Source organism: Flagellimonas sp., from assembly GCF_965601775.1.
GTDB lineage: Bacteria > Bacteroidota > Bacteroidia > Flavobacteriales > Flavobacteriaceae > Flagellimonas.
The window spans coordinates 1,628,190-1,641,372 of sequence record NZ_OZ271837.1; the positions used below are offsets into that span (position 1 = coordinate 1,628,190).

At 38.7% G+C, this 13,183-nt stretch carries 12 protein-coding genes; all 12 read left to right on the forward strand.

What is annotated here, in order from left to right:
* The first annotated feature begins 7 nt into the window (after nucleotides 1–7).
* The 12 genes from menD (at nucleotide 8) to ACSLUF_RS07590 (ending at nucleotide 13,167) form a co-directional block, all read left to right on the forward strand.
* Nucleotides 8–1,747: a 2-succinyl-5-enolpyruvyl-6-hydroxy-3-cyclohexene-1-carboxylic-acid synthase gene (menD, locus tag ACSLUF_RS07535; protein WP_435625495.1), complete on the forward strand. Its 1,740-nt coding sequence runs from the start codon at nucleotides 8–10 to the stop codon at nucleotides 1,745–1,747.
* Nucleotides 1,748–1,785: 38 nt separating this feature from the next.
* Nucleotides 1,786–2,127: a DUF2853 family protein gene (locus tag ACSLUF_RS07540; protein WP_435625496.1), complete on the forward strand. Its 342-nt coding sequence runs from the start codon at nucleotides 1,786–1,788 to the stop codon at nucleotides 2,125–2,127.
* Between the two features lie 78 nt (nucleotides 2,128–2,205).
* Nucleotides 2,206–3,036 (forward strand): CvfB family protein, encoded by an 831-nt coding sequence (locus tag ACSLUF_RS07545; protein WP_435625497.1) that lies wholly within the window; start codon nucleotides 2,206–2,208, stop codon nucleotides 3,034–3,036.
* 153 nt (nucleotides 3,037–3,189) lie between these two features.
* On the forward strand, nucleotides 3,190–3,789 hold the full coding sequence (locus ACSLUF_RS07550) for an SPOR domain-containing protein (protein ID WP_435625498.1): 600 nt from the start codon (nucleotides 3,190–3,192) through the stop codon (nucleotides 3,787–3,789).
* 74 nt (nucleotides 3,790–3,863) lie between these two features.
* On the forward strand, nucleotides 3,864–4,700 hold the full coding sequence (gene menA, locus ACSLUF_RS07555; protein ID WP_435625499.1) for a 1,4-dihydroxy-2-naphthoate octaprenyltransferase: 837 nt from the start codon (nucleotides 3,864–3,866) through the stop codon (nucleotides 4,698–4,700).
* 33 nt (nucleotides 4,701–4,733) lie between these two features.
* Nucleotides 4,734–5,489 (forward strand): LytR/AlgR family response regulator transcription factor, encoded by a 756-nt coding sequence (locus ACSLUF_RS07560; RefSeq protein ID WP_435625500.1) that lies wholly within the window; start codon nucleotides 4,734–4,736, stop codon nucleotides 5,487–5,489.
* Between the two features lie 483 nt (nucleotides 5,490–5,972).
* Nucleotides 5,973–7,988, forward strand: a complete 2,016-nt coding sequence (locus ACSLUF_RS07565; protein WP_435625501.1) for a sensor histidine kinase — start codon at nucleotides 5,973–5,975, stop codon at nucleotides 7,986–7,988.
* A 50-nt stretch (nucleotides 7,989–8,038) separates the two neighbouring features.
* Nucleotides 8,039–9,091, forward strand: coding sequence for an o-succinylbenzoate synthase (gene menC, locus ACSLUF_RS07570; protein ID WP_435625502.1), 1,053 nt, complete (start codon nucleotides 8,039–8,041; stop codon nucleotides 9,089–9,091).
* The gene (locus ACSLUF_RS07575; protein WP_435625503.1) at nucleotides 9,082–10,053 is read left to right on the forward strand and encodes a lysostaphin resistance A-like protein; all 972 of its coding nucleotides are present in this window, start codon (nucleotides 9,082–9,084) and stop codon (nucleotides 10,051–10,053) included. Before menC ends, ACSLUF_RS07575 begins: the two co-directional genes overlap by 10 nt.
* Complete coding sequence (locus tag ACSLUF_RS07580; RefSeq protein WP_435625504.1) at nucleotides 10,025–11,107, forward strand: AMP-binding protein; 1,083 nt, start codon at nucleotides 10,025–10,027, stop codon at nucleotides 11,105–11,107. The genes ACSLUF_RS07575 and ACSLUF_RS07580 overlap by 29 nt, the downstream gene beginning before the upstream one ends.
* A gap of 77 nt (nucleotides 11,108–11,184) precedes the next feature.
* Nucleotides 11,185–11,769: a TonB-dependent receptor plug domain-containing protein gene (locus ACSLUF_RS07585; RefSeq protein WP_435625505.1), complete on the forward strand. Its 585-nt coding sequence runs from the start codon at nucleotides 11,185–11,187 to the stop codon at nucleotides 11,767–11,769.
* Between the two features lie 51 nt (nucleotides 11,770–11,820).
* Nucleotides 11,821–13,167: a M24 family metallopeptidase gene (locus ACSLUF_RS07590; RefSeq protein WP_435625506.1), complete on the forward strand. Its 1,347-nt coding sequence runs from the start codon at nucleotides 11,821–11,823 to the stop codon at nucleotides 13,165–13,167.
* The last annotated feature ends 16 nt before the right edge of the window (nucleotides 13,168–13,183 follow it).

Sequence of the window (13,183 nt, forward strand, 5' to 3'; positions counted from 1 at the left end):
GTAACGCATGACGTATTCAGAAATCCCCTCTGCGCAACAGCTTGTTTTAAGTTTAAAAGCTAAGGGAGTCAAGAACATTGTGATATCTCCAGGCTCGCGAAATGCCCCACTTACTTTAGGCTTTTCCAAAACCCCTTTTTTTAAATGCTTTAGCATTGTGGATGAAAGGTGCGCCGCATTTTTTGCATTGGGAATGGCCAGACAACTCCGAGAACCGGTTGTGGTCGTCTGTACTTCCGGCAGTGCACTTTTAAATTATTATCCTGCCATTGCCGAGGCCTTTTATAGTGAAATACCCCTAATCGTAATCTCGGCAGACCGTCCGCCGTACAAAATAGATGTGGGCGATGGGCAAACCATACGACAGCCTCATGCTTTCAAGGAACATATTGGTTATGAGACCAATTTAAAATTGGACGTATCCCATTCCACAGAGGTAATCAAAGAATTTGATGAGTCCCTCTTGTCTCATTCTCAAGAAGAAATTGAGCAGTACAATCAAACCGAGATTTTGAATGCGTTACATGTAGCATATTCTGAAAATCTTCCAGTGCATATCAACGTTCCTTTTGAGGAACCGCTATATGGGCAAACGGATAAACCTAGCGTAAACGTCTTAGTACCCGTCGAGGAATTCATCGCCATAGACAGTTTATCTGAAAATGATTTGGAAGAATACGCATCCATTTGGACTGAATCAGCCAGAAAGATGGTATTAATTGGAGTAAATCAGCCGAATGACCTGAGTAAAGACGTTTTGGACAAATTAGCTTTGGACTCAACCGTTCTGGTCTTTACCGAGACTACTTCGAATGTTCATGATTCCCGATTTTTCCCAAGCATTGACAGTATAATTGCGCCAATAGAACAATCACAACAAGAAGAAGAGTTGTTTAGTGCTCTACAGCCAGACATTCTAATCACTTTGGGAGGATTGATTGTTTCCAAAAAGGTTAAGGCTTTTCTCAGAAAGTATAAACCAAAGCATCACTGGCATGTTGGTAAAAACAAGGCGTACGATACTTTTTTTTGTTTGTCCAAGCATTTCAGCACAGAGCCAAATACTTTTTTCCAGCACCTACCATTTCATTCAAATAGTATGGGGTATCGATTAAAATGGGATGAAATAAAAAAGAACTATCAAAATAAAAGGGAATTGTATTTGGACAAAATTGGTTTTTCCGACTTTTGGGCCTTTCATCAAATTCAAGAATATATCCCAGATGACTATCAGGTTCATTTGGCAAATAGCTCCACGGTTCGATATTCCCAGTTGTTTCCTATGAACCAAACCCTTCAAGTATTCTGCAATAGAGGAACTAGTGGAATCGACGGCAGTACATCAACCGCAGTTGGCGCATCCATTTACAACCCTAATCCAACAGTTTTAATAACAGGGGATTTGAGTTTTTTTTATGACAGCAATGGGTTGTGGTATGAAGGGATAAGAAAGGATTTTCGCATAATTCTTATTAATAATTCGGGAGGAGGAATTTTTAGGATTTTGCCAGGTAGTGAACCAACCAGTGAATTCGAGTCTTATTTTGAAACGGTTCATCAACTTTCAGCAGAAAATCTAGCGAAGATGTACGGTTTCGACTATGAGAAAGCTACCAACAAGAAAGAGTTGCCACAACAGCTGAAAAACTTTTATTCGGATAGCGCGAAGCCCAGAATTTTGGAGGTTTTCACACCAAGAACCGAGAATGACAAAATTTTGCTCGATTACTTCGATTTTATATCTTAGAACCAATCCTTAATAACACCTAAAGAACACTGACTATTATGAGTAAAAGAGATGAATTGGTAGAAAAATACGCAGCGGATATCAATGAAAAATTTGGTGAGACACCCGATATGGACCTTTTAAATAAAGTGGCCATAGGTTTGGGTCCAGCCATTTACAATGCAGACGCTGCAAGAGTCTCCGGTTCGGATGAAAAGGAGCTGGAAACGGTAAAAAACAATTTCCTAATAAAGAAGTTGGGATTATCGGACAATGGGGAATTGCTAGATGCGATAAACAGCGTCATCGATAGGTATGGCAGGTCGGATAAAAACAAGCATCGAGCCGTAATCTATTATATGTTGGCCAAACATTTTGGAAAGGAATCCGTTTACAATTAAAATAGAGAAAAAGATATACAGGAAGCTACCGTTTCAGGTAGCTTTTTTTGTATCTGAATTTGACAGTACCTTTGACCCGTGATAGAACTTGGAAATTACAACAATTTAAAAGTACTACGCAGTACTCGCATAGGACTTTTTTTGGGTGATAGTGAAGGGACTGAGGTATTATTACCCAATAAATATGTCCCTGAAGATTTTGAGATTGATGGCGAACTTGAGGTGTTTTGCTATCTCGACAATAACGAACGTCCCATTGCCACCACATTAAAACCTATAATCAAAAGAGGTGGATTTGCCTATTTGGAAGTAAAGGAAGTAGGGGCTTATGGTGCTTTTTTGGATTGGGGGCTTGAGAAACACCTTTTGGTTCCTTTTAGGGAGCAACAGGTCCGTATGGAGGAAGGAAAAAAATATGTTGTACACTGCTTTTTAGATCAGGAATCATTTCGACTTGTGGGAACAAGTAGATTGAACCGATTGCTCTCAAATACTGGTTTTCCTTTTGAAGTAAATACGGAAGTAAATCTTTTAGTTTACCGAAAGACCCCATTGGGGTGGGAGGTAATCATTGAAAATCAATACAAAGGGTTGGTTTTTGAAAGTGATGTTTTCCAACCGCTCGGTGTTGGAAAGCGTCTAAAGGGGTACATAAAAAATGTTAGGCCGGATAATAAGGTTGATGTTACGCTTCAACCCATTGGTGTATCCATGATGGAGTCGACCGCGACCTTAGTTTATGAAAAGCTTGAGGAAAACAATGGATTTTTACCGCTCCATGACAAGTCTACTCCGGAGGAAATAAAAGAGGCATTACAAGTGAGCAAAAAAGCGTTTAAAAAGGCCATTGGCAATCTGTATAAGGCCAAGAAGATACGTATTGCAGATGATGGAATACATCTTACTTAGCTCGTAATGTTGATTGACGGTTTATAATTCGCGGAGAATTTCCTGTGCTTCAATTTTTTTGTGTTTACAAAAATTTTACATTTGTAGAAACCAGAGTAAGTTGTTGATGTTTACTATTTTACGAAACATCAGATAAATAAAACCCTCCTTAATATGCCATTTATTGAAGAAAGTGATTTGCTGGAACTGCATAAGGATGTCGATAAGGCACAAATTATTAACGAAAGACTTCTGGATCAAATCAAGTTCAAGAACAAGGATTTAAAGAAACTAAAGCTGCAGAGAAATATCTTTGGGGGGATTACAGCGGCTATTTTATTGGGCATATTTGGATTATGGTCTTATTTCTCAGGATTGACCACGTCTGCTAATTTCAAGAATGAGGAGATTCTTTCCGAAGCTGTGGATAGTTTGGATACTTTTAGAACCAGGATAAGCAATCTCCAAAAACAGAACAGGGAATTGAGTTTGGTAAAAGAATTCTATTTGGCTAAAGAATTTCTAGATAAGGAAACTGTTTATTCGGTGCAAGTAAAGTCCTTTGTGGATAATAACGTTACCCTTGCTTCAGAGGCTTTGACCAATACTCTTTTTGTAAAAACCAATCCGTTCTACGCTTACTCTTTGGGAACCTTTGAAACACTTCCGGAAGCCCAAAAGTTTAGGAAGCAATTGGTGAATATGGGTTTCTCGGATGCATTTGTAGCTTCCTACAAAGATGGTAAACGTTTGAAGATAGAAGACCCGTATTAGTATTGAACCCTTTCAAGGCATGGTTGCTAGCCGCGCGTTTGCGGACACTACCTTTATCAATTTCAGGCATAGTAATGGGGACGGCATTGGGAATGTTTGCCGGGGCTTTCGATGGGCAAATCTTTTTTTTGGCAATACTGACTACGGTTGCTTTTCAAATAACCTCAAACTTTGCAAATGACTATGGAGATGGAGTCAAGGGTACCGATGGTGACGATAGGATAGGTCCCTCTAGGGCTCTTCAAGCTGGGATACTCAGTAAAAAAAGTTTGCGGAAAGGTATCATACTTGCTTCCATTATTAGTTTCATATTGGTTTTGCTTTTGCTATATGTTGCTTTTGGGAAAGAAAACATGGTATATTTCATAGTTTTTACCATGTTGGGCATATTGAGTGTTTGGGCTGCACTGAAATATACAATGGGTGATACGCCCTACGGTTATATGGGTTTAGGAGATTTGTCCGTTTTTCTTTTTTTCGGCTTGTTAGGGGTTTTAGGTAGCCTTTTTCTATACACTAAAACATTCACATGGCCAGAAGTATTGCCCGCAATTACCATTGGCCTTCTGTGTGTGGGGGTCTTAAACTTAAATAATCTGAGGGATGTGGTTTCAGATAAAAAACACGGCAAGAATACCTTGGTGGTTCGGATGGGTTTTGAAAATGGCAAGAAGTATCATGTAGCCCTAATCCTATTAAGTTTTCTTGCCATTCTGGTATACGCCTTCATTGAAAATGTACCATTGTGGAATAATTGGTATTTATTAGCGTTCCTTCCGATTTTTGCACATTTGGTTAAGGTAATTCGGACCACAGAACCCGTTAAATTGGATGGCGAATTGAAGAAATTGGCACTAAGTATATTTCTCCTATCACTCCTGTTTTTAATCGCGGTAAATAATTTTTTGTAATTTTGATTTACAACTATCTAAACTTCTTTTGATTTGGAAAACCCCATTAAAATATTGATTGTAGAGGACAATGTTATCATTGCGGATGACATGCAGTCCATGCTGGAGGAAATTGGTTATGAAATCGTGGACAATGTAATTGTGTACGAGCAGGCCGTAGATGTATTGAAGAACAATGAAGTTGATTTGGTTTTGATTGATATCATTTTAGCTTCAGACAAAACAGGAATAGATCTTGGCAAACATATTCGGGAACAGTATAATATTCCTTTCATTTTTGTGACCTCCAACTCTGACCGTGCAACGGTTGAAAATGCAAAAACCGTTAAGCCAGATGGATATTTGGTTAAACCCTTTGAACAACAGGATTTATATACCTCGATAGAAATTGCCCTGTCTAACTTTAATTATTCCCGCAAGGAAAACACTAAGGAAATAGCTGGTAACGAAGGAGATGCCTTTACTTCGAATTCGGTTCTTAAAGATTCCATTTTTGTTAAAAAACAACATCTGTATTATCGTATTCAATTTACCGATATCCAGTTCATCAAAGCGGACAATGTGTATTTGGAAGTAAACACGGCAGAAAAGAAGTTCTTGGTACGTTCTCCACTAAAGGACTATTTAGAAAAGCTTCCCAAGAATAAGTTTTACAGAGCGCATAAGTCGTATATAGTTAACGTGGACCATATTGATGCCATTAATTCCAAGGATATTGTGATTAACAACAATCTGATTCCTATATCTAAAGATTTCAAAGAGTTTATTATATCCTCAATGAATAGCTAGATTCATACAGCTCTAAAGTATAAAGTGCCTTTTGGCACTTTTTTTATGCAGTAAAACGAACTCACCACAAGTTTTTTCGCTTTCGCAACAATTCTTTTCCCAAGAACGGGGTCCGAGCTATTTTAGCTTTGTATTTGAAACGTAAGTAATTTTTTCATTTTCATATAGTGTTCTCGTAAAAGGGTCTTGCTTTGGTTAGCAAGGCCTTTTTTGATTCCGTAAAGAGGAAGAAGTAAGACTCTTTTCCGTAAAACGCGTAAAACATCGATAAAAAGCACCTTTATATACAGTTTGGGTTCTTTCACAACAGAAATGGACACTTTCACAACAATACTCGACATCCCAATTCTCTACAATTTAATTTTGAGACAAAATAATCGTTCTATAACAGGAATAGATGGTAAAATCTTGATTCCCTCAAATCTTAACCTTTAGCCTTTAGAATACATCTTGAATAGAACGATTATACATATTAAACGGGACATGAACACCATTACCGGATTCCTATTCGGTAAAGAACACTATCTATTCGGAAGAATGAAATTATTTTATAAGAGGGCTTTCTTAATTTTTGGTTTAACTTTTTTCTCTTTTTCCTTTTCGTATGCTCAGGAGGCTGATGAATCCTCCGTTTTGCAGGAATTTCAAAATGCTCAAGCATCCGAAGAACGTTTCAACATTTTCTTCAATTCTATGGACCGGTACAATGTCAATTCTGCTTATGATTGGCTGGATACCGTGAAAGTATTTTTAGGCAATGCGCAAAAAACCAAGGATCCCGATGCTGTACTTCATTATAAATTGATGCAGGCCCAGATATTTAATGACCTGGGAGATTACGATAAGAGTATTGTACTGGCGAGGGAACTGTTTGATTCAAGTGATACCTTGGACATTACCTCTCAAAAACTCATTCTGGATGTCTTGGATGACAACTATGCCAAACTGCAGCTTTACGACAAACAGATTGTCATCCGAAAACGCAAAAGGGAATTGGGAATCACCGAGAATGTGGCATTTTATGACATTTACAGCAATTTAGGCCTTCATAGAAAAGCGCGGAATCAGTACATTATGGAGGTTAAGCCTACCATAGCCGATAATGATTCTTATGGATTGGCAAAATACCATAGTAAGGTTGGTAATTATCTAAGGCTGGATAATTCCGCCCCTACCGCTTTGAGTGAATTGAAGAAGGCCAAGGCCTACTTGGATGTTTTCATCAACGACATATCAAAACAAAAAACCGAAAAAGAGCTATTCGATACTGAATTTCTTAAAGCGGAGATAGAGGGAAATATTGGGAAATGTCATGTGCTTTTAGAGGAATATGAAGAAGCTATTCCACTTCTAGAAAGTAGTATAGAAGTTTTGAAAACTTCCCCAGTTAATTCACATCAGATTGAGGTTGTGGATAATACCTTGGATTTGGCGGATGCAAACTTGCAGCTTGAGCGATATAGAGAGGCAAAGAAGAATTTGGATATCACTTTTGATAATACCTCCATCCTTCAGGACATCAAAAGAAATAGATTGCTTGCTTCTTTCTATGATAAGGTGGAGAATTACAAGAACGCCGCAACCTTCTATCGTCGTAATGAGCGTATAAAAGATTCTCTCAACCAAAAACAAGCCTCTTTACTAAAGCAACAATTGGTGACCATAGTAGCGAATGAGGATTTGGAAAATTCCCAGAGACTTATTGACGAGCAGAAACGTATTAATGAGCAGGCCCGAAATGAAATGAAAGCAAAGGATGAACGAATCAATCTGGTTTTTATATCCTTAATATTTACCCTTTTAGGGTTTGCTGGACTCGTTTATGCCTATTTAAAGAGTATAAAGAATCAGCGACTTATCGCAGAGCAGAAACACATCATTGAAAATTCACTTATTGAAAAAGATTCCCTGCTTAAAGAAATTCACCACAGGGTAAAGAACAATTTGCAGATGGTTTCCAGCTTGCTGAGTCTTCAGACAAAGAATACGCGTAGCAAGTCTGCTATTGAGGCCCTTGAAGAAGGAAAAAGTCGGGTAAAGGCCATGGCGCTTATACATCAGAAGTTATATCAAAATGATGATCTCTCCGTCATTGAAATGCAAGGCTATATTGAGAGCTTGATTAACAGTGTGCAATCCGTTTACAAAAAAGGGGGGCACAACATCAGTATCACTATAGATGCAGAAGGTACAGAACTGGATATTGATAGAGCGATTCCTTTTGGGTTGATTTTGAATGAACTGGTATCCAATTCCTTCAAATATGCGTTCCCGGACAGTGATGAAAATGGGAAAATATACATTCACTTAAGAAAAAATGGGGAACAGGGATATTTCGAATATACCGACAATGGTGTAGGTCTTCCTGAAGATGCGGATGAGCGAACCAATTCTTCCATGGGGATTCGTTTGATGAATCGATTGGTCAATCAATTACAGTCCAAATTAAATATTGACCGTGCTTCAGAAGGAGTACGTTTTTGGTTCAACTTCAGCTAAACCAACCTATAGTCTTTGTCCCATTTTATACCTATTTTTGGGACTATTGCATGAAGGCAAAGTATACTCCTTATATTCTCGATTTTAAGAAACCTAGTGGTACTTCCCGAGGGATACTCAAACAAAAGGAGACTTGGTTTATCATTCTTGAAAAAGATGAAAGTTTTGGAATAGGGGAGTGTGGGCTCCTACGGGGGTTGAGTATTGATGATGTTCCTGAATATGAGGAAAAACTAAGATGGGTTTGCCAAAATATTGATTTAGGCTTGGAATCCCTCTATTCCCAATTAGATGACTTTCCATCAATTCAATTTGGCTTGGAGCAAGCATTTTTATCCCTGAATTCTGCAGGTACTTTCAATTTGTTTCCTTCCCATTTTACGGAAAACGAAAGTCCCATTTCTATCAACGGACTTATTTGGATGGGAGATGAAGCATTTATGTTATCTCAATTGGAGCAAAAGCTGGAGGAAGGATTTCAATGCATAAAAATGAAGATTGGCGCTATAGATTTTAAAACCGAACTGTCCATACTCGAATCCATAAGAAAACAGTTTTCTCCAAATGAAATTGAACTGCGTGTGGATGCCAATGGTGCGTTTTCCAAAAAAGATGCTCTAAACAAACTAAAACAGCTTTCGGAATATGAAATTCATTCCATCGAGCAACCCATTCAGCAAGGTCATTGGGAGGATATGGCGCAATTGTGCAAAGAAACACCCTTGCCTATAGCTTTGGACGAAGAATTAATTGGGATTTTTGATGGAACAAATAAAGAGAGATTACTACAAACCCTAAGGCCTCAATACATCATTCTAAAACCAAGCCTTATTGGGGGTTTCAAAAAGGCCCTGGAATGGATTGCGTTGGCAGAAAAGTTTAGAATAGGATGGTGGGTTACCAGTGCATTGGAAAGTAATGTCGGGTTAAATGCCATTGCGCAATGGACATATACCTTGAATACAAAAATGCCTCAAGGACTGGGTACGGGGAGTTTGTTTACCAACAACCTTCAAAGCCCTCTAGAGGTGTTGCAAGGAAAATTGTTTTATAGAAAAAACGCAAGCTGGGAAAAGAATTTAATAGAAAAATTATGTACATAGAACAAGGTTATAAAGGATTTCATGAGTTGTGGAGATATATTCTGGGTTTTTTCTCTGTCTTTGTCGTTTGGCAATTCGTAGGATCTATGCCGTTATTGGTTGCACTCCTTATGAATTCAGGCTTAGATTCGATGGCTTCGGGGGATATAGGAGCTATGTCGGAGGTTTTAGGGGTGAATACCTTTTTATTCCTAATGCTATTGACTTTTGCCATAGGATTGGTTGCGCTGCTTTTCTTTGTAAAAGTGGTTCATAGACAATCCCTGAAGTCACTAACGACTGCCCGAAGTAAGATAGATTGGAAACGGGTAGTTTTCTCTTTTTTGCTTTGGGGTATTATCTCGGTAATCTTTATTCTTATCGATGTATACTTATCCCCAGATGACTATGTTTTTAATTTTAAACCTGAGCCCTTTCTAATTCTATTCGTTGTTGCTGTCATAATGATTCCAATTCAAACTAGTATGGAAGAATATTACATGAGAGGTTATCTCATGCAGGGATTGGGAATTGCCGCCAAAAGAAAGTGGATTCCGTTGGTGATAACCTCCTTACTCTTTGGGTCATTACATCTTTTTAATCCCGAGGTAGAGAAATTAGGCTACGGGATTATGGTGTTTTATATTGGTACTGGACTTTTTCTTGGAATCTTGACCTTAATGGATGATGGACTGGAGTTAGCCCTTGGCTTTCATGCCGCTAATAACCTAATTACCGCGCTGCTGGTCACAGCCGATTGGACGGCATTCCAGACGGATTCAATTTACAAGGACATTTCCGAACCTGTATTGGGATGGGATGTTTTGATACCGGTTTTTGTGATATTTCCCCTGTTGCTGTTTTTCTTTTCGAAGAAATACAAATGGAGCAATTGGAACGAAAAACTATTTGGTAAGGTATTGTCGAAAGAAGAATTTTTGACTTTAGAAGAAAGTGAAACCCAGTTGGCAGAACATTCATAATTCATTTAGGCTAAATGGTGTTTCCTTTGGTCAGGAAGCTCTTTTTGAAGTAGCCTATAGCCTTGTTAAGGAAGGGCAGGATTTTGAAAAACCCATTGGGGATTTCCTTTTGGATTGGTGTTCGACCAAACCCGAGTTGGATGTTTATACTTCCGGTTCCACAGGCAAACCCAAAAAAATCTCTATCCAGAAAAGCCATATGGTGAACTCCGCCTTGGCAACAGGTCAATATTTTAAGTTGGAACCAAAGACTTCCGCATTACTGTGCCTGCCAGTAACCGGCATTGCAGGTAAGATGATGTTGGTTCGTGCTATGGTCCTAGGACTGGAATTGGATTACGTTGCACCTTCGTCACAACCTTTAAAGGAGTCTACTGGAAGCTATGATTTTTGTGCTATGGTGCCCTTGCAAGCTGAAAAATCCATAAATGAGCTGAATAGGGTAAATACTTTAATCTTGGGAGGAGCACCTATCTCTCATTCTTTGGAAAAAAGATTGAGGCAATCCACAAATCGAACATTCGCAACCTATGGAATGACGGAAACTATTACCCATGTAGCGGTAAGGCAAGTAAGTCCTGAAACTGAAAAGGAATTTAAAGTACTTCCCTTTGTTGAAATTTCGCAAGATGATAGAAATTGTTTGGTCATAAAGGCACCAAAGGTTTCTGATAATCCTGTGGTGACCAATGACCTTGTTGAATTGACTTCAAAGACCAGTTTTAAATGGTTGGGGCGATATGATAATATTGTCAATTCTGGTGGAATCAAACTTATTCCAGAACAAATAGAGGCCAAGTTGTCCACTCGGATAAAAGATAGATTTTTTATAACAGGTATTCCGGATGATAGCTTAGGGCAAAAATTGGTTTTAATTATAGAGGGGGATATGAATACGGACAATCTACTGGAAACCCTAAGACAAAGTAGCGAATTGGATAAGTATGAAATTCCAAAAGCAGCTTATAAAGTGCCTAAATTTGAGGAAGCAAAAAATGGTAAAGTGCAACGGGATAAAACCTTGGAATTGATAAAAGGCACGTTCCCTAACTGAAAGGCCTGCTTCCCTAATCCTAACTTTTTATTTTTATTAGGCCCTTGTAGGTTTGCCTAAACATAAAAACAGTACTTATGAAAACAATTATTTTTCTTCTATCTGTAGTTTTGGCTCCCATAACCGTTTCTTCCCAAAGTCATACAACTGCTAAAAGTGAAGCTACAAACCCTGTTCAAACCGTAACTCCAGTATCTGAGGATACAGAATCCCAGAAAGAAAAAGAGTTACAAGCAAACGTATCTTTCCAGGACGACACAATAAAAAAGGAAGAGGCCAATACAGTTAAAGTACAACCCAAAACAAAGGGTGTGGTGCTTATTCAGACCACAGAGAGCGGTAATTCAGAGGATGCATGTACTTCTAAGAACTATCCCTTTACGGTGTATTGCTTAAAAAACGACAATTGGATTCTACCACAGGATATTTTGATTGCTTTACGAGCCAAAATCCCTTCGATAAACGTCTCCAACGATACTAATCCATTTGCTACTCCAAGGTTTCGAATTCGTGGTGAAGCTGACCCTATCATCTTAATAGATGGAATACGTGTGGATGCTTCCATACTAAATAATTTAAACCCGAATGATATAGAATCTATTATGGTGGCTCCCTCAGCAGCAGGTGTAAACCATTTCCTAAATGGATATCGGGCTTACTAAAGTCCACTAGTTATAGCGCTATTTTGTATTTTCAGGGCAAAGAACAAGTCCATGAAATACTATATGTTATTGCCTTTTTTGGCGTTTTCAATGTCCATCTTCCCACAACAAATTCTTTCTGAATATGAACGGGCCCAGGTAGTCGATGAAATTCTGGAAGAACGTTTCAACACCTTGCTTCCAAAATTAATGGATGATACTGGCATGGATATGTGGATTCTTATTTCTAGAGAATACAACGAAGACCCTGTATTAAAAACCATGTTGCCCGCAAAATGGTTGAATGCTAGAAGGAGGACAATTTTTCTATTTTATCGAAACAAGGCAAAGGGGACTATGGATAAGTTAGCCGTAGCACGGTATAATGTGGGAAAAAGCATTGTATCCGCCTGGGATAAAGAAAAAGAGCCCAATCAATGGAAACGCTTAATCCAACTTATAGAGGAACGTAGTCCAAAAAAGATAGGGTTAAACTTTTCCAAAGACCATAACATTGCGGATGGCCTGGATAAAACCGACTATGATGAGTTCATGGCCAATCTTCCCAAAAAATACCACTCCAAAGTGATTTCTGCTGAGCAGCTTGCCGTACGTTGGATCGAGACGCGCACGGAAAGGGAGATGGTTCTATTTAATCAGCTTGTGGATATTACCCATGACATCATTGCGGAAGCTTTTTCAGAAAAAGTGATTACTCCGGGAGTGACCACTACTTCTGAAGTTGAATGGTGGATGAGACAGAAAATAATTGACTTGGGCCTTAAAACCTGGTTTCATCCTACGGTTGATGTACAGCGCACTAGTGAGGAATTGGTATCACACCTGTATTCCTTTTCGGGTAGACCAGAAGATATGGTGATTTTACCTGGGGATTTGCTGCATTGCGATGTTGGGATTACGTATTTACGCCTCAATACCGATTGTCAGGAATTAGCATATGTTTTAAAGCCTGGAGAAACAAAAGCTCCGGATTTTTTAGTCAACGCCTTTAGGGATGGGAATAAGGTTCAAGACATTTTAACCAACAATATGATTCCAGGACGAACTGGAAATGAGATTCTTGCCAAGTCCTTGGAAGAAGGACGTGCAGCTGGTTTTAAACCAGCCATTTATACCCACCCTTTAGGGACTTATGGACATTCTGCAGGTACTACAATAGGGATGTGGGATGCACAAGGTGGGGTTATGAAAGATGATGGAGAGAATTATCCGTTGAATCCTAATACCGTTTATGCCATTGAGCTAAATACAACGGTGAACATTCCTGAATGGAAAAGGGATATCAGGATTATGTTGGAAGAAGCTGGTTTTTATGGAGAAGATGGATTTCGATACGTCAATGGAAGACAAACTGAGTTTTTGCTTATCCCCAGAATTAAGGAACATTTAGGAAATTAAAATTGCGCTTGGTAAG

What these genes read in the sequence shown, in the direction of transcription:
- menD (WP_435625495.1), top strand. Translation starts at nt 8, where the DNA reads ATGACGTATTCAGAAATCCCCTCTGCGCAACAGCTTGTTTTAAGTTTA.
- ACSLUF_RS07540 (WP_435625496.1), top strand. Translation starts at nt 1,786, where the DNA reads ATGAGTAAAAGAGATGAATTGGTAGAAAAATACGCAGCGGATATCAAT.
- ACSLUF_RS07550 (WP_435625498.1), top strand. Translation starts at nt 3,190, where the DNA reads ATGCCATTTATTGAAGAAAGTGATTTGCTGGAACTGCATAAGGATGTC.
- menA (WP_435625499.1), top strand. Translation starts at nt 3,864, where the DNA reads ATGGGGACGGCATTGGGAATGTTTGCCGGGGCTTTCGATGGGCAAATC.
- ACSLUF_RS07565 (WP_435625501.1), top strand. Translation starts at nt 5,973, where the DNA reads ATGAACACCATTACCGGATTCCTATTCGGTAAAGAACACTATCTATTC.
- menC (WP_435625502.1), top strand. Translation starts at nt 8,039, where the DNA reads ATGAAGGCAAAGTATACTCCTTATATTCTCGATTTTAAGAAACCTAGT.
- ACSLUF_RS07575 (WP_435625503.1), top strand. Translation starts at nt 9,082, where the DNA reads ATGTACATAGAACAAGGTTATAAAGGATTTCATGAGTTGTGGAGATAT.
- ACSLUF_RS07585 (WP_435625505.1), top strand. Translation starts at nt 11,185, where the DNA reads ATGAAAACAATTATTTTTCTTCTATCTGTAGTTTTGGCTCCCATAACC.
- ACSLUF_RS07590 (WP_435625506.1), top strand. Translation starts at nt 11,821, where the DNA reads ATGAAATACTATATGTTATTGCCTTTTTTGGCGTTTTCAATGTCCATC.